We start from the raw sequence: 21,387 nt of genomic DNA, 5'->3' as shown, positions 1-21,387 counted from the left end.
GTATAATTTAAGATAAGAAGTATCTTAAATTTAAAATTACTATAAAATAGACTTTATGGTTAAAAAATAATATTTTTGCTTCCATGGTTTCATAATTATTTTTCTAAAACACATTGTTATAAAAAATATTTTTATTTAAAAGCTATGAAAGTTTCAAAATTTACCCATTTAAAAACACTTTCTACTTTAGAAAATCCTGCCTTTTTAAGCATAGCTATGTTTTCATTTTGAGTATAAGGAATGAGGACATTTTCTAAGGCTTCTCGTTTGCTTGAAATTTCTAGCTTACTATAACCTTGCTCTAGTTTATATTGCTCATAAATTTGTATCATTTTTTTAGCTATTTTTACATCTTCATAAAGAATTTTTTCACTAAGCACAAATATACCATTTTCTTTTAAGTTTTGATAGATTTTATCAACTAATTCTTGTCTTTTAGGTGGGCGGATAAACTGCAAAGTATAAGTAGCTATAAAAACATCATTTTTAAAAAACTCAAAATCATCTAAATTTTTTTGATGAAATTCTACCCTAGCTCCAAAGGCTTGACATTTGTTTTTGGCGATCTCTAACATAGCATTAGCTTCATCAACCCCGCTTAAAAGAAAATCTTTTCTTTTTTCATAAAGTGCAAGCAATAAACTAGCCGTAGAACAACCAAGATCACAAATTCTCGCATTTTGTGGTGCAAAATGATCAATAAGTTCGACTATGAGTTTTAAATTTTGCGTATAAAAAGGCACAGATCTTGACACCATATCATCAAAAACACTTGCTACGCTTTTATCAAATTCAAATTGTTTTTCTAAGGGTTTTTTAAAAATTTCATCTTTCATTTAATCTTCCTAAAATTTCTTTTGCTTTGTTGATATCTTTACTAATTTGTGCTTTTAATAAGGCTAAGTCGTTAAATTTTTCATTAGCTCTTATATAGTCAATAAAACTTAACTCAACTGAAATTGCTTTTGTGTTTGTGAAATTTTCATCTAAAATATGCGTTTCTAAAGCAAAATTTTCATCAGTAGATCTTATGCCTATAAAACTTACACTATGATAGCTTTTATTTTCAATCTTTACTAAAGTCGCATATACGCCATCTTTGGGTAAAAAGAAGTCTTTTGTATGTAAATTTAAAGTTGCAAAAAGCTCTTTAGCGCCTATACCTTGACCTTTGATGATATTTGCTTGTATATTATAAAATCTACCTAGAAAATTTTTAGCTTCTTTGACTTTTGCTTCTTTAAGTAAGGTTTTAATCATACTTGCATGAACACTTTTATTTTGAATTTTAAACTCATCTACGATGATGGTGTTTACACCACAAAGACTTTGTATGTCTTTGGCACTGCATTTTCTTTCTTTGCCAAATTTAAAATCATAACCTACAATGATCTTTTCTAGTTTGGGAAATTCTTGCTTTAAAAGCTTTAAAAAATCCTCGCCTTTATAGTCCTTGATTTTATCAAAATCACAAAAAATCAAAGGAAAATCAACCAAATTTACTCTAAAATCCTTAGGTGTTAGGGCTTCTTTTTCCTCTTTAGTGATGATAAATAAGGCACCATTTTCATCTAAATGCTTAAAAAGCTCAAAATGCCCCAAATGCATACCATCAAAACGCCCCATGGCTAAATTTGTGATCTTAGTTTTTTCTATAGGCGTAGAAAAACTCAACATTACCTTCTTTTCCTTTTAAGTGTGACTCTTGACTTGCTTGCAAGATCCAACCAAGCTTTGCACAAGCTTTTTCAAAGCTTTCTTTAGCATTTTTGATGGCTTTGGTATCTTTTACCACTCCGTTTTTATCGCGCTTAGCATTTTTACCTACTTCAAATTGAGGTTTAAAAAGCAAGATGATAAGATCTTTAGCAAGTTTATCTATATGAAAAATCAAATGTGTTAAAGATATAAAACTCACATCACAAGTGATAACATCATATAAAATTTCACTTTTAAACTCACGCAAATCAGTGTTTTCACAAATTTGGATATTTTCTAAATTTCTTAAGCTCTCATGAAGTTGGTTAGAACCTACATCTAAAGCTGTAATGTGTTTAGCATTATTTTGGTGTAAAATTTGCACAAAACCTCCGGTCGATGAACCTATATCTAAACAAATTTTATCTTTGATAGTAAATGTATGCTCTTGTAAAAAATGCTTGAGCTTAAAAGCAGCTCTGCTTACAAAAAGCTCTTCTAAAAGCGTGAGTTTTAAACTCTCATCTTCTAAAGGATTTAAAGATGTGATTTTAAAAGAAGTTTTTTTAAACTCACTATTGAGTAAAATTTGCTTGTTTTCTATAAGCTCACAAGCTTTGTTGCGAGAAATGTTTAACTTTGCACTTACAAAGACATCATACCTCATCATCACCGCCTAAAAGAGCGTTAAACTCAGCTTCATTGATGCACTTAACTCCTAAACTTTGAGCCTTTTCAAGCTTTGAGCCTGCTTCACTTCCATATAATACAAAGTCAGTTTTCTTAGACACACTTGAACTTACCTTTGCTCCAAAGTTTTCAATTAGTTCTTTAAAATGATCGCGTGATTTGCTTAAAGTGCCTGTGATAACAAAGGTTTTATTAGAAATATTATCATTTATAATAAGCTCTTTTTTCCCATCCTCTAAATGCAAAATTTCATAAAAATGCTTAATGCGATTTGCATTGACATGGGTAAATTCTTCTAAGCTTTTAGCCATTTGTTCGCCAAAACCTTCTAAATTTGCATAAGCTTCATAGCTTTGCACAAACCATTCAAAGCCAAAAGATTGAGCTAGTTTTTTAGCTGCTACTTCTCCGATATGCTCTATACCTAAAGCAGTGATAAACCTTGATAAAGGGCATTTTTTTGCATTTTCAATAGCACTTAGAAGATTGTTGATTTTTTTCTCTTTAAAACCTTCCAATCCTTCAAAATCACTATATTTTAAGAAAAATATGCTTTCTATATTAGTGATTTTTCCTTCTTTAAATAAAAGCTCGACGATATTTTCTCCAAGGCCGTCTATATTTAAACACTTTTTAGATACAAAATGTATAATGGAATTTACAAGTCTTGCTTTACAATCTAAGTTTTGGCATTTTAAAAAAGCACCCTCATCTAAAAGCTCACTTAAACACTCAGGACAAAGAGTTGGTTTAGCAATCTTACTTTCTAAACCATCACGCCTTTGAGTAAAAACTTTAGTGATTTTAGGTATAACATCTCCACTTCTTATCACACTTACGCTATCGCCTATCATCACTCCAAGTCTAGCTATCTCATCAAAATTATGTAAGGTTGCAGACTTTACTATAACCCCATCTAAATTTACAGGTTCTAACACTGCCACAGGGGTAATTACCCCACTTCTTCCAACTTGTAAATTAACCCCAAGCAATGTTGTAGTTTTTTCCAAAGCAGGAAATTTAAACGCAGCCATAAATTTTGGAAATTTCACTGTATAACCCAAAAGCTTACAATGAGCTAAATCATCTACCCTTACAACCATACCATCCATCATCATAGGCTTTTGATCTCTTTTTTCTAAAAGCTCGTGATATTTTTCTAAAACCTCATCTAAAGTTTTCACACAAAAAACAAAATCATCTTTTAAAAAACCAAGACTTCTTATAAATTCCATCACTTCAGAGTGCTTGCTAAATTCTAAAGAATTCTCCCCCACTCCCCAAGGATAAAATTTTAAATTTCTTTCTTTTGTAATGCTTGTATCAAGCTGTCTTAAAGAGCCACTTGCTGCGTTGCGTGGGTTTGCAAATAAGCTCAAGCCATCTTTAGCTCTTTTTTCATTGATTTTTTCAAAATCTTCTTTTAAAATCACTACTTCGCCACGAATTTCTATCTTGTCTTTATAAGGAATTTTTTGGGGTATGTTTGATATTTCTTTTACATTTAAAGTAATATCCTCGCCCACTTCTCCATCACCCCTTGTAGCACCGCTGATTAAAATACCATTTTCATAAGTAAGATTTAAACTTGCTCCATCAAACTTAGGTTCTATGAAAAAACCAAACTCACATTTAGCTCTTTTTGCCCAAGCTCTAAGCTCAGCTTCATCAAAAACATCTTCCATAGACCACATTTTTGCACTATGTGCAAGTTTGTGAAATTCACTTTGTATAATAGGAGCGATATTTTGCGTAGGAGAATCTTTAGAAATCTTTTCTTGATGAAGCGTTTCAAATGCTTTTAACTCTCTTATAAGTTTATCATATTCTTCATCGCTTGCTAAAGGCTCATCATCTTCATAATAAGCCCTCATCCATTCTTTTGCTAATTTTACCTTTTCTAAATACTCTTGATAAGTCATCACTACTCCAAAGAAAGTTCATCCATAGCTTTTGCAAGTTCAAACATTTGCTTATGTTCATACACATCATGCGCTCTTATAATACTTGCACCATTTTTAAAAGCCTCTAAATGCAAATAAAGCGTACCCGCTAGTCTTTGCTCAACACTTGAGCTAAAATAAGCATTTATCATACTTTTCCTACTAGCTCCGATTAAAAGTTCTTTTTCAAAGCGTAAAAAATGCTCTAAATGTTTGATTAACATCATATTATGCCAAGGACTTTTACCAAAACCAATGCCAACATCTAAAATCACATCTTCTAAACCAAGCTCACTTAGCCTTTCTAGCTTTTGCGTAAAAAAATCATCAAGCTCGGCTAATACATCTTCATAATGCGGGTTATCTTGCATATTTTGTGGGGTATTTTGTATATGCATGAGTGTATAAGTGGCTTTGTATTTTAAAGCTAGTTTGGCTAAATTTTCATTTTTAAAACCGGTGATATCATTAATAAGCTTAAAGCCTTTATTTAAAGCATATTCTAAACAATACTCATCAAAACTATCTAAACTAAAAATACATTTTTCATAAAGTTTTTCTTTATAGATTAAATCTAGGGTATTTTTTAAGCGTTTAAACTCTTCTTCTTTCCCACAATACATACTTCCAGGCCTTGAAGAAACCCCGCCTATATCTATATAATCAGCCCCTTGAGAGATCATAAGTTCGATTTTTTCTAAAACTTCATTTTCTTTAACCCTACTTTGAGCGTTAAAACTATCTTCATTAATATTAATCACACCCATAATTTTTGCATATTTTGGTTTAGCGAAATTAGACTTTAAAAATAGTGCTAAATTTTTAAGCTTAAAATCTTGTAGTTTTTCTTTTTCTATAAGCTTTTTAGCTTGATCTTGCGTTACCATAAGTAAGGCATTAGTATGTTCTTTACCTAGTATAACTTCTTTATGTGTTACAAGTTCAGCTCCAACCCTTAGTGCGTCTTGTTTAAGTATATTTGCAGCAGGTGCTCTTAGTTCTTTGATAAGAAAAAAATGAATTTGAGTTTTTTCACTCATAATTTTCTTACCTGCTTTATGTGGCTTTATATATTTAGAAATTTGCTCAAAGTCTGTGTTAGGATTGATTTTAATGATTTTCATTTTTTCTCTCGTGTAAAATTAAAGCTATGGTGCTTAGTAAAATAGTTGGCTTTGCATTTAATTTAGCTAACTCATAAGCTTTATAAAAAAAATCAATTTCTTCATCGTTTAATTTTATATCTTGTTTAAAACACTCATAGCTTAAAACACTAATTAAATCTAAACATTCATGCTTGTCTATATTTTCATATTGTTTTAATAATGAAGCAATTTGAGCTAGATCCATTTTTTTAAGATCTAAATTTAAAGACATCTTTTCTTTTTGAATTTTATGCTTTTCTATGATAAATCTTGAAAGTATAGTAGGTAAAAAAACATTTTTTGAAGGAGCTACGATAATAAAATATACATTTTTTGGTGGCTCTTCAAAAAGTTTTAATAAAAAATTTTGTGCTTCTTCACGAAAAGACTTAGCTAGTATAACAATAATTTTAGCTTGTGCTTCAGCCATATAACTTTCTTTTATAATAGCCCTTGCCGTTGCTTGAGCGTTTTTGTCATAAGTTAAGTCATTTAATCTTAATTCTAAATCAGGGTTTTTAGGTATGAAAAATCTAAGATTTTTTGTTCCATATTCTTCTGTGAGTTTTTCTTGCATAAACTCAAAATCATTATGGATAATGATTTTATTTCTTAGATTCAAATTTCTACCTTAGAAAAAAGCACAGCCTCTAAGCTTTGCTCAAATACTTTATATAAAGAAATAAGTTTATAGTCTAATTCCTTATCGCGTGAGGAAAGATAAAAGCTATTTTGCAATTGCTCATCAAAAAGCCAAAGCATACTTTCTGCTTTAGAATTAGCGATTTTAAATTTAAATCCTGTATTAGTTCCTATATAAAAAAAAGCATAACCATTAGGAAAAGAAATACTCAAAAGATCATTTAGCAAATCTATATCTTCTTGGGTATTGCAAGCCTTATTATAAATTCCTTTTAAAGACACAAAAGGCACTAAAGGTCTTGTGGTACTAGCATTGATTTGGCTTAAAAAATACTCTTCAAACCAAGCTCTTTGCTCATCAGTAATCACAATAAAAGTATAACCTTGTAAAAGCAAAGCTAATTTAGAAGCTATCAAAGGCGACCATTCAAGACGCCTTTCTTCTAACCAACTTGTATAAGTGCCATTTTCTCGGATTTGCTCTAGGGTAAATTTTAAAAAACTATTGCTCATTTATACATCTAGTTTATAAACTTCATGCAATACTCTTACAGCTAATTCGCCATATTTTTCATGCACGATGACTGAAATTTTAATTTCGCTTGTAGAAATCATTTGTATGTTAATATTTTCATTTGCCAATGCTTTAAAAGCTGCTGAAGCTACTCCAGAATGTGATTTCATACCCACACCCACAACTGAAACTTTTACCACTGCACTATCTGTTTCTATATTAGCATTAGCACCTAAAACTTTTTTCATAGCATTAGTTGCTAAATCAAGCTCGTTTTCAGGCACAGTAAAGCCCAAATTTGTAGCTCCATCTACACCTACATTTTGGATAATCATATCTACATTGATATTTTCATTTGCTAAAGTCCCAAAAATTTCAGCAGCAATTCCTGGCTTATCATCAATATTTCTTAAAGTAACCCTTGCTTGGTTTTTATCTAGTGCTATACCACTAACCAAAGCTTGTTCCATATTTTCCTCCTTAGTAATGATCGTCCCTTCATTTTCATTAAAGCTACTTCTAGTAACTAATTTTACATTTAATTTTTTAGCAAGCTCTACAGAGCGATTTTGTAAAACTTTAGCTCCCAAACTTGCAAGCTCTAGCATTTCTTCATAAGAAATTTTATCTAGCTTTTTAGCCTTTGGCTCAATTCTAGGATCGGTAGTATATACCCCATCTACATCAGTATAAATTTCACACAAATCAGCATTTAAAGCTCCTGCTAATGCAACTGCACTTAAGTCACTTCCACCACGACCCAAAGTAGTAACATTACCCATTTTGTCGATACCTTGAAAGCCAGCAACTACTACAATATACCCCTCATCTAAAGCTGTATTGATATTTGTAGTATCAATGTGTTCAATTCTTGCTTTAGTATAAACATCATCTGTAATAATCCCTGCATTGCGTCCGGAAAATGCAGTAGCTTTTAAACCCATTTCATTTAATGCAATAGCAAGTAAAGATGAAGTTACACGCTCACCACTACTTAAAAGCATATCCATCTCACGACCTGAAGGATTTTTACTAAAATGATGTGCAAAATCAATAAGCTCATTGGTAACTCCACTCATTGCAGAAACTACTACAACTAATTTATCGCAAGTTTTTTTACTTTTTGCCACTCTTTTAGCAACTTCATCAATACGCTCAAGCGTTCCTACACTCGTTCCCCCATATTTTTGTACGACCAGCATTAAATATACCCCCTTTCTTTAAAATATTTTAAAACTCTAATATATATAGGCTTTTTAAAATGATTAATCATATCATACACATCTTCTAATGAAGCAAATTTATAAGCATCAAATTCAGGATTTTTAGTATTTAGATTAACAATAGCTTTGTTTTTTAATCTAACTAAAAAATATTTTTGATTTTGACCATCATAAGGATACATTTTTTGTGCAACCTTAGGTGGAAAATCATAACTAATCCATTCAGGATGTTCGGCTAAAATTTCAATCTCATCTGTACCTATTTCTTCTTTTAATTCTCTAAATAACGCACTTTCAGCATCCTCTCCCTCATCTATTCCACCTTGAGGAAACTGCCATATATTTTCCATATCATTGCGTTTAGCAAGTAAAATTTTACATTCAAAAGGATAAGCTGATGATAGCACTATTGCGGCTACATTTGGCCTATATTTTTTTTCTTTTTCCATGATTTTCTTATCCTTGACTTTTTGATAATATAATTCTAACAAAAAAATACGAATTTATAATCACATTTTAAAGAAGTTTTATGCATTTATATATACATATACCATTTTGCGAAAGTAAATGTTTTTATTGTTCTTTTACTTCACTTAAAAAAAAAGATTTTGAAAAAGATTATCTAAACGCATTAATGCAAGATATAAAATATCAATTAGATTTTTTTATGCTTGATAAAAATTCCATAAAAACTATTTTTATAGGTGGTGGTACTCCTAGTTTAATGAGTGTTAATTTTTATGAAAAAATTTTTATTTTTTTGCAAAGTTATTTACAAAAAAATAATGAAATAAGCATAGAAGCAAATCCTAACTCAAGCAATTTTTCTTGGCTTAAAGAGATAAAAAATTTAGGTTTTAACCGCATTTCTTTTGGGGTGCAAAGTTTTCATGAAAAAAAATTACAATTCCTTGGGCGTATTCATGATCAAAAAAACATTTTTACAAGTATAGAAAATGCAAAAAAAGCAGGATTTAATAATATAAATTTAGACTTAATTTATGATACAAAACTCGATGATAGTAAAATGCTTGATTATGAAATTTCTAAACTCGCTTTAATTGATATTAGCCATGTGAGTGCTTATAATTTAACTATAGAAGAAAAGACAAGATTTGCTAAAAAATTTCATTATAAAAAAAACGCTCCACGCCTTGCAAAACATTTTATCAAAGCAATTGAAAATCTTGGTTATAAACAATATGAAATCAGTAATTTTGGACAAATTTGCAAACATAATCTTGCTTATTGGCAAGGAAAAGACTATATAGGATGTGGTTTAAGTGCAGTAGGATTTTCAAAAAATCAAAGATTTTATACTAAAAAAAGTTTAAAAGATTATATAGCAAATCCTTGTTTTAGGGAGGTTGAAAATTTAAATTCAAAAGATTTGTGTTTAGAGCATATTTTTCTAGGACTTAGAAGCATTATAGGAGTGGATGAAACAAAGCTAGAACCTTTAGAAAAAGAAAAGGCAATGTTTCTTAGCAAAAAAGGGAAATTAGTATATAAAAATGGAATTTTTTATAATACTAATTATCTTTTAAGCGATGAACTAGCTTTGTATATTAGCACTTAAGCTTTGCATTCACAAGAAATTCTTTTAAATTCAGGAAGCTTTATAGAAAGTTCATTGATATTTTTTAATATATCGCTGCAAAAATTATTTAAATTTTCTTTTACTCCATAATACGCCCAAACACCCTGTCTATCTACTTCTAAAAAATTAGCTTCTTTTAAAATTTTTAAATGTCTTGAAAGCCTTGATTGACTCATATTTAAAGAGCTTTGCAAATCACACACACAAAGTTTTCCATATTTTTGTAAAAAAGCTAGGATTAAAATCCTGCTTTCATCGTTAATTGCACTTGTTATTTTTAAAAATTCTTGCATAAAATTCCTTATATAAAAAACATTAAAAGTCCAAAACTAATTGCAATAAAAACAATCATACCTGCAAATAAAAACAAAAAGCTTGTTTTAAAAATTCTTTTAAGCAAAATAAGCTCAGGTAAAGAACACCCTGCTCCTGCTATTAAAAAACTCATCATTATACCAAGCGGAATTCCACTGGTAGTTAAAGCTAGTGCTACAGGAATCATAGCAGTGCAATTCATATAAAGCAAAACCCCTATAAATGCTGCTATAAATACACCCAATACCCCATAATCTTTCATATAATTTTGAAAAAAATCTTGCGGAAAAAAGCCGTGTATAAAAGCCCCAATACCCATACCAATAATAATATATGGCAGAATTTTTTTGTATTCATTAAAGCTTTGCATAAATAATATTTTGATTTTATTTTCTTTTGTTTTAGTCTTAAATTTTAAAATTTTACTGCTAATTTTAGAATTTTTAACAAAAATAGAGCTAGGTTTTTCACAGCATAAACTTTTAGAAGTATCATTAGAACAACACTTTGAAGTTTGCTCTAAATCATTTTTTAAAAAGTCTTCATTAAAAAATCTTTGAGTGTTTATTTTTGAAACACAAAAAGCAATAAATAAAATCACGCTAAATAAAAATCCCACATAAAATAAAGAGATTTTTAAGCCAAAACTTACTACAAACATCACTACTATAATAGGATTAATTAAAGGCGAAGTTATCAAATAAGCTATACATACTCCAAGTGGTACTTTAGCTTTTAAAAATGCATTTAAAAGTGGTATGCTTGAACATGAACAAAAGGGAGTTAAGCTACCCAAAAGAATAGCCTTTATATAACTTACAAAAGAATCTTTCTTTAAATGTTCATTGAAAAATTTAGCATAACGCTCATTAAGATAAGCAATGAGCATACTAACTAATATAAATAAAATAGAAATTTCAATAAATAAAATCAAAAAATCTTTAAAAATAAAAAATAACTTTTCCATAATCTTTCACTCCATTTCATTTTAAAATAAGCATAACAAAAATATATTAATATATCAATATATATTTATATATTAATATTATAAAAGTAATAGTATTTTTAAGTATTTTTATGTAAAATGCAAACTATATATTTAAGCGAAAGAAGATAAAATAATGAGTTTTGGAGAAATTTTAGTTATTTTAGTTATAGCTATTTTAGTTCTTGGGCCTGAAAAACTACCTTCAACTATAGTTGAAATTGCAAAAATTTTAAAAGCCATTAAAAGTAATATTGATGAAGCAAAAGCAAGTATCAATAAAGAATTAAAAATAGCAGAGTTAAAAGATGAAGCACAAAAATACAAAGATGAATTTTCACAAACTAACGAAAATATCAGAAAAAAACTGAGTTTTGAAGAATTTGATCAACTCAAAGAAGATATTTTAAATAATACCAAAGAGTTAAAAAGTGAAATTAATGATTTAGAAAAAGATATACAAGAACTTTCGCGTGTAGAAGAAAAAACTCAAAAAGATGAAAAAAATACTCAAAAAATGGAAAGCTAAGAATGTTTGAAGAATTAAAACCGCATTTAGTAGAACTTAGAAAAAGATTATTTATAAGCGTAGCTTGTGTTGTTGTAATGTTTTTTGTATGCTTTAGTTTTAATAGTTATATCATAGATATACTAAAAGCACCCGTTGAAGCAGCTTTACCTGAAATTTCAAAACAAATGACTTTCGTTGAATTACAAGAGCCTTTATTTACAGCAATGAAAGTTTCATTTTTTACAGCTTTTTTAATTTCTTTACCGGTTATTTTTTGGCAGTTTTGGAAATTCGTAGCACCAGGACTTTATGATAATGAAAAAAGACTAGTAGTGCCTTTTGTAAGCTTTGCTAGCATTATGTTTGCGCTTGGAGCTTTGTTTTGTTATTATATAGTCATACCTTTGGCTTTTAAATTTTTAATTGATTTTGGGGTGCAAACTCAAGATTTTAAACCTTTAATCAGCATAGGCTTGTATGTGGGATTTTTTACTAAACTTGTAGTTGCCTTTGGCTTAGCGTTTGAAATGCCTGTGATAACCTTTTTCTTTGCCAAACTTGGACTTATTGATGATGCATTTTTAAAAAAACACTTTAGAGTTTCAGTTTTAGTAATTTTTGTTTTTTCAGCTATGATGACACCACCTGATATAATCTCACAATTTTTAATGGCCGTTCCTTTGTGCGGGCTTTATGGAATTTCTATTTATATAGCCAAAAAAGTTAATCCTAGTCAAAAAGAAAATGATGAAAACGATTGATAAAGATCTTTTGCTTTCTAGTTATGATTATGATTTACCTAATGAACTTATAGCAAATTTTCCTATCTTACCCAAGGAGAATGCTAAACTTTTAGTTTATGAAAGATGTAAAGATCAAATTTTACATTTACATTTTAAGGACTTAGCTAAAATTTTACCACCTTGTGAAATTATCTTTAATGACACTAAAGTAATAAAAGCAAGAATTTATGGATTTAAAGAAAGTGGTAGCAAAATAGAACTTTTCATTAATCACCCTTTAAAAAATAATGATTTTTTGGTTCAAATTCGTGGCAAGGTTAAAGAAGGACAAATTTTATATTTTGAAAATTCTTTAAAAGCTAAAATCAAAAAATTACACGATGATGGCACAAGAGAAGTAGAATTTTTTAATGATGAAAAAAAATTCAATCATCATGAAGTTTTTGAAATTTTAGAAAAAATAGGCCATATACCTTTACCACCATATATTAAAAGAGCAGATGAAGCACAAGATAACATTAACTATCAAAGCATTTTTGCCAAAAATCAAGGTGCGGTTGCTGCACCCACTGCAAGCTTGCACTTTGATGAAGCAATGATAAAAGAACTTAAAAAAAATCATAATATCCATACTATCACACTTCATGTTGGTGCGGGAACTTTTAAAGGTGTAGAATGCGAAGATATACGCGAGCATAAAATGCATTCAGAATTTTTCTATGTTGATGATGAAACTTGTGCTTTGATTAATTCTTCTAAAAAAATACTTGGTGTAGGTACCACAGTTACTCGTTGTATAGAGTATTATCATAGAAAAAAATTAAAAGAAGGTTTTTGTGATTTGTTTTTACACCCACAAAATACCCCACAAAGACTTGATTTTTTACTCACTAATTTTCACTTACCAAAATCAACTCTTATTATGCTTGTGGCCTCTTTTATAGGTAGAGAAAAAACTTTAGAGCTTTACCATGAAGCTATAAAAAACAAATATCGTTTTTATTCTTATGGCGATGGAATGCTAATCATTTAGCTTTTTTCTTAATATATTTTTTATCAATATAACCCAAATCTATAAGTTTTTGATAAATTTTAGCAAGTACAGGTCCGCCTGCGCTACTACCACTTTTTCCATGTTCGATTAAAACTACTACTACATATTGAGGTTTTTCATAAGGCGCATAAGAAGTAATCCAAGCATGAGATCTTAAAAAATACTCTAAATCCTCTTCTTTAATACGCTTTTTTTCACTTTGGGAAATTCCAACTACTTGAGCTGTTCCTGTCTTGGCTGCTATAGTAATAGGAGAATTTCTTAAAAATCTTGCTGTAGTTCCACCATCAACATTGGCCACCTCATACATCGCACGCCTTAAAAGTGGAAGTTTTGATAATTCAAAAGTCGTAAAAACACTTTCATTATTGTCAAAATTTACCTTAGTAACATTATCATCAATACTATGTAAAAAATGCGGTGTGATATTTTTAGCCGTAGCAATCATAGCTGTAAATTTAGCCACTTGCATAGGAGTAGCAAGAAAATCACCTTGACCTATGCTTGTATTTAAAGTTTCACCTTGATACCAAGGTTGATTGTATTTTTCTTTTTTCCAAATTCTATTAGGAACCGTTCCTATAAATTCATTAGGTAAATCTACTCCTGTTTTTGTACCAAAACCTATTCTTTCAAAAACAGAACTAATAATGTCAATACCAACCTCCAAAGCTCCTTTATAAAAATATACATCACAGCTTTCTCTAATAGCATCTGTCATATCTACATAACCATGACCTATAGCCTTCCAACATCTAAATTTTCTACCACCAAGTTCAAAGTTAGAATCACACAAATATTTATGATTTTCATTCACTTTTCCACTATCTAAAAATGCTAAAGCTGTTCCCATTTTTATAACTGAACCTGGAGGATAAAGACCATTAATGAGTTTATTAGTAAAAGGATGGTTTAAATCATTAGAAAGTTTATCCCATTCTTCTTGACTAATACCGGTAACAAAAGGATTGAGATTATATTCAGGAAAACTACCCGCTGCTAAAATAGCTCCACTTTTTACATCCATTACTATAGCAGCACCTGCTAAATTTTCAAAAATACTAGCCAAGTATTCTTGCAAATCAAGATCAATGCTTAAAGTGATATTACTTGAAGTAGGTTTTTTATAAGAAAGTTCTTCTATTTCTTTATTTAACGCATTTACTTTGCTAACCTTTTCACCCTTTTGACCTTGCAAAATTTCATTATAAGAACGCTCTATACCGCTACGCCCTACATAGCTAGTTAGTCTTGCAATTTCATTTTCATTCATATCGTTTAAATTTGCTTTTCCAACATAACCTATAACATGGCTAGCTAAAGCATCATAAGGATAAAATCTTTGAGTAGTAGATTTAACTTGCATATTTTCACGCAAATTAAGCTTAGTAAAATGCTTAATCATAGCATCATATTCTATAAATGGAACCACTTCTATATAATCTTGATTATAATAAGAATCTGCTTTTATATAATTTCGTTTTAATTTAGTTATGTTTAAATCAGGAAAAGCATCTACTATAACTTGCAATTCCTGCTCTAAAAGATTTCTGTTTTTCTTTTTTATATACAAATATGGCTTTATAGAGATTGAAAAACCTAATTTATTTACTGCTAAGGGCCTACCTTTAACATCTAAAATTTGCCCTCTTACAGGTGCTAAAAATTGCGTTTTAATGGCATTTTGCTTAGCTATTTCTTCATAATAAACATTAGATTTAATGCTTATATAATACACTCTAGCAAGTAAAAGTATAAAAAAACAAGCTATAAATCCCATCACCAAACGCATACGCATATTAGATTTTCCCTTTAAAAATAACAAAAGAAATCAAAGCTTCAACGACAAAAAACCACAGATATTCAATACCAAATTTTAAAATTTGACTATTATCTAAATACGCCAAAAATACATCAAAAAGATAGATAAAAATATAAGCACAAAAGGTAAATATAACGAGCAAATAATGGCCTAGTTTTAATTTACTTTTAAACCAATCAACAAAAAGATGATAAAAAACAAAAAAAGCTATCCAAGAACTAAAAAGATAAAATCCATGGATAATATCAATTAATAAAAGATAAAACAAAGAAAAATACCATCTAAAATCAAGCTTATTAAGAGTTCTTTCTTTTTCTTTTAAAAGCACTATCATATAACAAAAAAACACGCCAAACAAAGGAGGCATCCAATAATAAACAGAGCTTAGCACTTGATAAAAAATCAAAGATAAATAAAAAAATAAATAAGAAAAATCAAATCTATTTTTTACTAAATTTCTACTCCTCATTAAAACCTAAGCTCTCTAAAATAATTTTTTGTTCTAATTTATCAATACCACTTTTTTTCAAATTTGAAACTAAAATGGCATTTTTATTTACATTTAAAATTTTTGCTTTTTGACTTTGATTGAGCTTATCTGCTTTTGTATAAACTATTATTTTTTTTTGATCAGCTCTAATAAAAGAATCTAAATACAAATCCAAATTTGCATCAATATCTAAATTTTCATGTCTTGAATCTATTAGATGAATAAAAAGTTTGATAGAACTACGCTCTTTTAAAAACTCATCTAAATTTTTATTCCAAATAGCCTTAGTTTTTTTGCTCACTTTAGCATAGCCAAAACCAGGTAAATCAATAAACATCAATTTAAATTTATCCTCATCTTTTTTACAATCAACTTCAAAAAAATTAATGAGTTGGGTTTTGCCCGGAGTTGAAGAACTTTTTGCTAAATTTTTATTCTTACAAAGAGTATTAATCAAAGAACTTTTTCCTACATTAGAGCGGCCTAAAAATGCAATTTCAGTATATATAGGCTGTGGAGCTTCATTTATTTTAGAAGCAGAAGTTAAAAATTTAGCATTTAATATCATTCTTTTACTTCAAATACAAATTTAGCAGGTTTTTTATCTTTACTAACTACTCTATAAGTCATATTTTTTCTATCTACTATAATTTTATCACCTATAAGCTCTTTTTTTGACTGCACTTCTATAATTTTTGCATTACCATTAATTTCATATGTATCTTTAGCTACATTATAAACAAACTCATCACCACTTCCATGATAAATCTTATCTTTCATCATAATTTTAAATTTAGCATCTTTAGTAGCTATATACTTAATGGGTTGTTTATTTTTCATATAAATGACTAATTTTTGCGAATTTAAAATATCTTTACCTTTTTTTACTTCCACATCACCGGTTAATATGCTCGTTTCATTTTTCTCATCCAAATAAAAATCTTTAGCATAAACTTCTATTTTTTGAGCACTAAATGCAAATAAATTTAACAAACACAAAAAAATTATTGCTCTAAAAACCATGCTTTTATTCCTTGAATTTTTAATTCTTTTTGACTCACATCATATAAAAAATTATCCCCAAAAACCTCATTTAACCCTATATATGCCTTAAATTTTTCATTGGAAAATAAAATTTTATTTTTCATATCATAAATTGCTTTTTGAGTAAAAATAGAAGTTTGATTTTGATCAAAATAACTTACATTACCTTCTAAAATGGATTTTTCATCATTTCTTACTAATAAATCCGAACTTAAATTATAATCAAGTGCTTGCACTTTAAAATCATCAAAAATATCTTTATCTTGGTATTTTACCCAACGACTTGCTTGATAGCTAGCTTTTGTAACAGATGTATTAAGCTCATAATCAAGCACATCAAAAGCTTGCATATTTGCCACATCTACCTTTTGCGGTTTTATTGCAAACAAATAAGGATCTTGAGTACTTAAAATCACCATAACAAAGGCAAATAAACTCATTAATATAGCAAAAATTTTTATCGCCAAAGTTTATCCCATTGAGCTTGCATATTATTATGTTCAATTAAAATTTCTATCATCTCACTCACTGCTCCATTACCACCTTTTCTGTTTAAAACTTTATCAGTTTTTAAAGCCTTATGCGCATCTTTTGGCTTAAAACTATAAGCAACTGCTTCAAGTAAGCTCATATCATTATAATAATCCCCAATAGCAGCACATTGAGAAAAGTCTAAATTTAATTTTTCTAAAATTTCTTTAGCGCAAGTTAATTTATCACTAATACCTTGATATACTAGATCAATTTTTAAATCTCTAGCTCTAAAATACACACACTCGCTAGTCCTGCCTGTAATAATAGCAACTTTTTTGCCAAGCTTTTGCCAAGCCTCAATTGCTGCACCATCTTTTACATTAAACTCTTTAATTTCACCATAATTTTGTGTGTAGATGATTTTACCATCTGTTAGACAACCATCTACATCTAAAAAAATAAGCTCTATCATAATTTTACTCTCTTACTATAAACGCACCGGGAAAAGAACCACCATCAACAAAATCCCTTGCTTCTTGCTCGCTTCTAAAGCCTTTTAAAAATACTCTATGTAAACCATCTTTAGCACTTGTTTGTATTGTTGAAGTATAAGAATTATAATTTTTATATCTACTTGCTATTAACTCTGCGCCACTTTTATTTCTAAATGCCCCAATTTGCACCATAAAAGCTCCACCTTGGAAAATATGGCCACTATCAGCAATCTCCCCACTGCTACCTAAATTAGAATTAGTATGCACTGAACCTGAATTTGCACTTGTTCCAAAACCAATTACTTCAAGTCTTACAGGAGCTGTTCCTGCTTGAATCATATCAATATCTCTTGCGGCCATATTAGATAAATCTATAATCCTACCTGCTACAAAAGGTCCTCTATCATTTATTCTTACGGTAGTTTGACGATGATTTTTTAAATTAGTTACCTTTACTATAGTATTCATAGGTAAAGTTTTATGAGCTGCTGTATAAGCATGTTGATCATAAGTTTCACCATTGGAAGTTTTTTTACCATGAAAGCCCGGTCCATACCAACTAGCTATACCATCAGCAGTCTCACCTACTTCTACTACGGTTGGATAATATGTTTTACCATTAATAGTATAAGGTTTCATAGTGCCTTTTAAGCCTGTATTATTATGCTTTATACTTTTAAAATCTCTTTCTGGATAATACACAGTAGGTGTGCTAATAGGCACCATACTACAAGCACTAAATAAAACCCCTACACAACTAACGACTAACGACTTTTGTATGAGAGTTTTTTGGTAATTTTTGAGTAGTTTTGATTTTTGCATTGTTATTCTCCTTAATTTTTAACACAAGTTTTTGATTAATATTAATCAAGTTTCCTTTGATTTTATTATATTCTTTAATGCTTTCAACACTAATTTTATGTTTTTTTGCAATAGTATAAAGACTATCACCCTTTTTTACTATATAAATTTTTGTATGCGGAATAGTTGTATCCACTTTAGCTAGCTTTACATTCTCTAATGCATTTTCCACAGCCACACTTTTACTTAAAGGAATATACATATAATAATCTTTTTTATCAGGCGGAGTAAAGTCATAATTAAAATGTGGATTATAACGCTTAAATTCATTATAAGACATCTTAGCTACTTTAGCAAGCTCTCTTAAAGAAACACTTGGTGGAACAGGTATTTTTTTAACTTCACTCGATAGAGCATAATTAAGCAAAGCACTATCTTGTGAAATCAAAAAATCATTATTATTAGCCAAAAATGCCATAGTAAGAATTTTTCTAATAAAAATTCTAGTTTCCAATGGTAAATATTTTTTATCAGGATCAAGCAAGATTCTTAAATCATCACTTTTTGCTTTTTTTATAGCTTGGCGTAATTTACCATCGCCACAATTATAAGCTAAAATTGCTAAATACCATTTTCCAAACTGCTCTTTTAATTGCTTTAAATAAGCAATGGCTGCATAAGTTGATTTGACTAAATCTCTTCTTTCATCAACATAAGGATCTATTCTTAAACCTAAAGTTTGTGCTGTTGGCTTCATAAACTGCCAAACACCTACTGCTTTAGTTCTAGAAACACTATGAATTTTTAAACCAGATTCTACAATTGCCAAATATAAAAATTCTTGAGGAATATTTTCTTTTTCTAAAATTTTACGGATAATTGGAGTGATTTTATAAAATTCTCTCATGGTATCAACTAAAGTTTTAGAATGCATATTTAAAGAAGATTCTTTAAATTCTAAAAATAACATATCACTAAGATAGCTTGCTTCTATGTCTAAATTTCTTAAAATTTGAGCTTGCTGAGTATAATATTCAGGAGTTACCTGCAAGGCTTTAGCATTTAAACATAATAATACTAATATAAAAAATATAAAGTTTTTTTTCATTATAAACCTTGAAAAAACAAACGATTAGCATTTAAATTCGTAAGTTTTACTACTTCAACTTTAGATAATTTTAAAAGATCAGATATTTTTTGTGCTACAAAATGCGTTAAAATAGGATCATTTACTTTGCCACGATGTGGTTCTGGAGTTAAATAAGGCCCATCTGTTTCCAAAACAAGTTTATCCTTTGGAATTTTAGGTAAAATTTCCACTAATTTTTTTGCATTTTTAAAAGTTAAAACCCCGCCTATGCCAAAATAAAATCCTTCATCTGCTAGTTGAAGTAAAAGCTCGCTTGCATTAAAGCAATGCAAAACACCGCCTTGTAATTCTTTTGAGTATGTTTTTAGAATATTAAAGCTGTCTTCATTAGCTTCACGCACATGCACAATCAATGGCTTTTTATATTCAATAGCTAGTTGTATTTGAGCTATAAAAACTTCTTTTTGTCTTGTTTTAATAGTATCATCATTAGTATTTAAACGATAATAATCAAGCCCACACTCACCCACTGCGATACATTTTTTATCATCTATAAATTCTTTTAAAACTTCTAAATCAAAATCATCTATATCATAAGGATGCACCCCACAAGAAAAATACACATTATCATAAGTATGTGCTATCTCTCTTGCTCTTGGTAGATCTTTTATATCTGCACCTGGTATAATGATTTTATCTACACCATTTTCAAATGCATGCGTTAACATCTCATCTAAATATCCAAAATAAGCTTGGCTATCTAGATGACAATGAGTATCTATGATTTTTTCACTAAAATCACAATCTAAAAACATACCTCTACCCTATTTTTTCCATTAGCCTTAGCTAAATCTAATGCCTTTTGTGCGTTATTGAGCAAATCTTGCATTTGGCTTCCTTTACTACCAAAAGCAACCCCCACAGAGATGCTATAATCAACCTCGTCTAAAGCTATTAAAACGCTTTCTTTGGAAATATTAACTCTTATATTTGAAAAAGCTTTTAAAGCCTCTTTATTGCTTATATTTTTTAAAGCAATGTAGAATTTACCATCTTCAATTCTAGTAGCTAAATCCATACCACGAATTTGATCTTTAATCTTTTCGGCTGTATATTTTATCACTCCATCACCGCAATCATAACTTAATTCATAATTAATTGTTGCAAGATTATCAATATCAATCAAAGCCAACGCCATTTCTTCATTTTCTTGTATATCTTCTAAATAATCTAAAAATCTTTTTTCAAAAGTAGCATAATCATCAAGTCCTGTTAATAAATCTTTACCTAAACTATACTCATCTAGCAAAACACATTTTTGCATATAATCTAAACAATTATTTACTCTACAATTAAGTGATTCTTTTTGGAAAGGTCTAATCACATAATCATTCACACCTTTTCTAAAAGCTCTTGCTTCTAATGCATCATCTTTATCCCCAACCATAATCACACCAAGTTCTATTTTAGAATATTTTGAGCGAATTTCTACAAGTAAATCTTCCCCATTAATTACCGGCATAGTAGCATCGCAAATTACTAATTTTGTATCAGGATGATCACTTAAATAACTTAGTGCCTCTTCTCCATGAGCTGCTGCTAAAACATTAAAAAGCTGATTGTTTAAGTTTTTCTTCATTTCTGCGCGTAAAGTTACATTTGCAATTGCTAAAATTATCTTAGTTTTATTATTTTTTTGAAGCATTCTAATAGAATTTAACATTTCATTAATACAATCTTCACTTTCTTTTTGAATATAATTAATAATATCTTTTTCCATAAATTTTTTACGAGTTTGTCCGTCATTACTTCCTGTAAGAACAATAGCGGGGATATTTTTTTCTAAAACTACATCAACCACTTCACCATTAGGAGCATCTGGTAAACAAAGATCTACAAAAGCCATAAAATAATCATTTTTCAATAAATCTTTTGCACTATTCATATCAAAAGCAACATCTACCTTTAATCCTAAAGTATTTTCTACTTTTTTTGCTAAAAGTTTAGTTAGCATTTTATTATCATCAATGATTAAAATTTTTTCTTCCATGGTAAAACACTCTCTTTAAATAATTTTAAAAAACTAATTATATCATATTGAAATTTACT

At 29.2% G+C, this 21,387-nt stretch carries 25 protein-coding genes; 4 read left to right on the top strand and 21 right to left on the bottom strand.

Going from position 1 to position 21,387, the window contains the following annotated elements:
* Positions 1-131: 131 nt before the first annotated feature.
* The 9 genes from cmoA to L8W57_RS06535 are packed head-to-tail and all read right to left on the bottom strand — an operon-like array spanning position 132 to position 8,304.
* The gene (cmoA, locus tag L8W57_RS06575; RefSeq protein WP_220566673.1) at positions 132-836 is read right to left on the bottom strand and encodes a carboxy-S-adenosyl-L-methionine synthase CmoA; all 705 of its coding nucleotides are present in this window, start codon (positions 834-836) and stop codon (positions 132-134) included.
* Positions 826-1,677, bottom strand: coding sequence for a bifunctional riboflavin kinase/FAD synthetase (locus L8W57_RS06570; protein ID WP_263662237.1), 852 nt, complete (start codon positions 1,675-1,677; stop codon positions 826-828). Before L8W57_RS06570 ends, cmoA begins: the two co-directional genes overlap by 11 nt.
* Positions 1,643-2,365, bottom strand: coding sequence for a TlyA family RNA methyltransferase (locus tag L8W57_RS06565; RefSeq protein WP_263661375.1), 723 nt, complete (start codon positions 2,363-2,365; stop codon positions 1,643-1,645). Before L8W57_RS06565 ends, L8W57_RS06570 begins: the two co-directional genes overlap by 35 nt.
* The gene (gene ligA / locus L8W57_RS06560) at positions 2,355-4,310 is read right to left on the bottom strand and encodes an NAD-dependent DNA ligase LigA (RefSeq protein ID WP_263662236.1); all 1,956 of its coding nucleotides are present in this window, start codon (positions 4,308-4,310) and stop codon (positions 2,355-2,357) included. The genes L8W57_RS06565 and ligA overlap by 11 nt, the downstream gene beginning before the upstream one ends.
* Before the next feature lie 2 nt (positions 4,311-4,312).
* On the bottom strand, positions 4,313-5,455 hold the full coding sequence (gene folP, locus L8W57_RS06555) for a dihydropteroate synthase (RefSeq protein WP_263662235.1): 1,143 nt from the start codon (positions 5,453-5,455) through the stop codon (positions 4,313-4,315).
* Positions 5,442-6,053 carry a DNA polymerase III subunit delta' gene (locus L8W57_RS06550; RefSeq protein WP_318529545.1) on the bottom strand — a complete coding sequence of 204 codons (612 nt, stop codon included), beginning with the start codon at positions 6,051-6,053 and terminating at the stop codon, positions 5,442-5,444. Before L8W57_RS06550 ends, folP begins: the two co-directional genes overlap by 14 nt.
* Before the next feature lie 41 nt (positions 6,054-6,094).
* Positions 6,095-6,631, bottom strand: coding sequence for a HobA family DNA replication regulator (locus L8W57_RS06545; RefSeq protein ID WP_263661313.1), 537 nt, complete (start codon positions 6,629-6,631; stop codon positions 6,095-6,097).
* A complete protein-coding gene (locus L8W57_RS06540) occupies positions 6,632-7,834 on the bottom strand; it encodes an aspartate kinase (protein WP_263659611.1) in 1,203 nt (400 codons plus the stop codon).
* Entirely contained in the window at positions 7,834-8,304 is a 471-nt protein-coding gene (locus tag L8W57_RS06535) for an RNA pyrophosphohydrolase (RefSeq protein WP_263662234.1), read from the bottom strand. The genes L8W57_RS06540 and L8W57_RS06535 overlap by 1 nt, the downstream gene beginning before the upstream one ends.
* 80 nt (positions 8,305-8,384) lie before the next feature.
* On the opposite strand from L8W57_RS06535, the gene hemW reads away from it, so the two are divergent.
* Positions 8,385-9,434, top strand: a complete 1,050-nt coding sequence (hemW, locus tag L8W57_RS06530; protein WP_133319200.1) for a radical SAM family heme chaperone HemW — start codon at positions 8,385-8,387, stop codon at positions 9,432-9,434.
* Here the strand turns inward: hemW and L8W57_RS06525 are convergent.
* Both L8W57_RS06525 and L8W57_RS06520 read right to left on the bottom strand, forming a co-directional pair.
* Positions 9,431-9,748, bottom strand: coding sequence for an ArsR/SmtB family transcription factor (locus L8W57_RS06525; RefSeq protein ID WP_133319201.1), 318 nt, complete (start codon positions 9,746-9,748; stop codon positions 9,431-9,433). The two genes, hemW and L8W57_RS06525, sit on opposite strands and share 4 nt — an antisense overlap.
* Positions 9,749-9,756: 8 nt before the next feature.
* The gene (locus tag L8W57_RS06520; protein ID WP_220566665.1) at positions 9,757-10,737 is read right to left on the bottom strand and encodes a permease; all 981 of its coding nucleotides are present in this window, start codon (positions 10,735-10,737) and stop codon (positions 9,757-9,759) included.
* A gap of 154 nt (positions 10,738-10,891) precedes the next feature.
* Here L8W57_RS06520 and tatB point away from each other — a divergent pair, with 154 nt between their 5' ends.
* The 3 genes from tatB to queA are packed head-to-tail and all read left to right on the top strand — an operon-like array spanning position 10,892 to position 13,042.
* The gene (gene tatB, locus L8W57_RS06515; RefSeq protein WP_133319203.1) at positions 10,892-11,284 is read left to right on the top strand and encodes a Sec-independent protein translocase protein TatB; all 393 of its coding nucleotides are present in this window, start codon (positions 10,892-10,894) and stop codon (positions 11,282-11,284) included.
* A 2-nt stretch (positions 11,285-11,286) separates the two neighbouring features.
* Positions 11,287-12,027 carry a twin-arginine translocase subunit TatC gene (gene tatC / locus L8W57_RS06510; RefSeq protein WP_133319204.1) on the top strand — a complete coding sequence of 247 codons (741 nt, stop codon included), beginning with the start codon at positions 11,287-11,289 and terminating at the stop codon, positions 12,025-12,027.
* Positions 12,014-13,042, top strand: a complete 1,029-nt coding sequence (queA, locus tag L8W57_RS06505) for a tRNA preQ1(34) S-adenosylmethionine ribosyltransferase-isomerase QueA (protein ID WP_133319205.1) — start codon at positions 12,014-12,016, stop codon at positions 13,040-13,042. The genes tatC and queA overlap by 14 nt, the downstream gene beginning before the upstream one ends.
* Here queA and mrdA read toward each other — a convergent pair.
* Genes mrdA through L8W57_RS06455 form a run of 10 tightly spaced genes read right to left on the bottom strand, consistent with a single transcriptional unit; the run spans position 13,035 to position 21,328 of the window.
* A complete protein-coding gene (gene mrdA, locus L8W57_RS06500) occupies positions 13,035-14,861 on the bottom strand; it encodes a penicillin-binding protein 2 (protein ID WP_220566662.1) in 1,827 nt (608 codons plus the stop codon). The genes queA and mrdA overlap by 8 nt on opposite strands.
* Position 14,862: 1 nt before the next feature.
* Positions 14,863-15,354 carry a hypothetical protein gene (locus L8W57_RS06495; RefSeq protein WP_133319207.1) on the bottom strand — a complete coding sequence of 164 codons (492 nt, stop codon included), beginning with the start codon at positions 15,352-15,354 and terminating at the stop codon, positions 14,863-14,865.
* On the bottom strand, positions 15,344-15,943 hold the full coding sequence (yihA, locus tag L8W57_RS06490) for a ribosome biogenesis GTP-binding protein YihA/YsxC (protein ID WP_133319208.1): 600 nt from the start codon (positions 15,941-15,943) through the stop codon (positions 15,344-15,346). Before yihA ends, L8W57_RS06495 begins: the two co-directional genes overlap by 11 nt.
* Positions 15,940-16,398, bottom strand: a complete 459-nt coding sequence (lptA, locus tag L8W57_RS06485; RefSeq protein WP_133319209.1) for a lipopolysaccharide transport periplasmic protein LptA — start codon at positions 16,396-16,398, stop codon at positions 15,940-15,942. The genes yihA and lptA overlap by 4 nt, the downstream gene beginning before the upstream one ends.
* The gene (locus tag L8W57_RS06480) at positions 16,380-16,886 is read right to left on the bottom strand and encodes a hypothetical protein (protein WP_133319210.1); all 507 of its coding nucleotides are present in this window, start codon (positions 16,884-16,886) and stop codon (positions 16,380-16,382) included. Before L8W57_RS06480 ends, lptA begins: the two co-directional genes overlap by 19 nt.
* The gene (locus L8W57_RS06475; RefSeq protein ID WP_133319211.1) at positions 16,877-17,365 is read right to left on the bottom strand and encodes an HAD hydrolase family protein; all 489 of its coding nucleotides are present in this window, start codon (positions 17,363-17,365) and stop codon (positions 16,877-16,879) included. The genes L8W57_RS06480 and L8W57_RS06475 overlap by 10 nt, the downstream gene beginning before the upstream one ends.
* A 4-nt stretch (positions 17,366-17,369) precedes the next feature.
* Positions 17,370-18,209 carry a septal ring lytic transglycosylase RlpA family protein gene (locus tag L8W57_RS06470; protein ID WP_133319212.1) on the bottom strand — a complete coding sequence of 280 codons (840 nt, stop codon included), beginning with the start codon at positions 18,207-18,209 and terminating at the stop codon, positions 17,370-17,372.
* A complete protein-coding gene (locus L8W57_RS06465) occupies positions 18,145-19,296 on the bottom strand; it encodes a lytic transglycosylase domain-containing protein (protein ID WP_133319213.1) in 1,152 nt (383 codons plus the stop codon). The genes L8W57_RS06470 and L8W57_RS06465 overlap by 65 nt, the downstream gene beginning before the upstream one ends.
* Positions 19,296-20,093: a TatD family hydrolase gene (locus tag L8W57_RS06460; RefSeq protein WP_220566657.1), complete on the bottom strand. Its 798-nt coding sequence runs from the start codon at positions 20,091-20,093 to the stop codon at positions 19,296-19,298. The genes L8W57_RS06465 and L8W57_RS06460 overlap by 1 nt, the downstream gene beginning before the upstream one ends.
* Positions 20,084-21,328 carry a diguanylate cyclase gene (locus tag L8W57_RS06455; protein WP_263661305.1) on the bottom strand — a complete coding sequence of 415 codons (1,245 nt, stop codon included), beginning with the start codon at positions 21,326-21,328 and terminating at the stop codon, positions 20,084-20,086. Before L8W57_RS06455 ends, L8W57_RS06460 begins: the two co-directional genes overlap by 10 nt.
* Positions 21,329-21,387 lie beyond the last annotated feature (59 nt).

The sequence above is a fragment of the Campylobacter sp. IFREMER_LSEM_CL1890 genome, assembly GCF_025772045.1.
GTDB lineage: Bacteria > Campylobacterota > Campylobacteria > Campylobacterales > Campylobacteraceae > Campylobacter_D > Campylobacter_D lari_D.
This window is presented reverse-complemented; position numbering and strand designations above follow the sequence as displayed.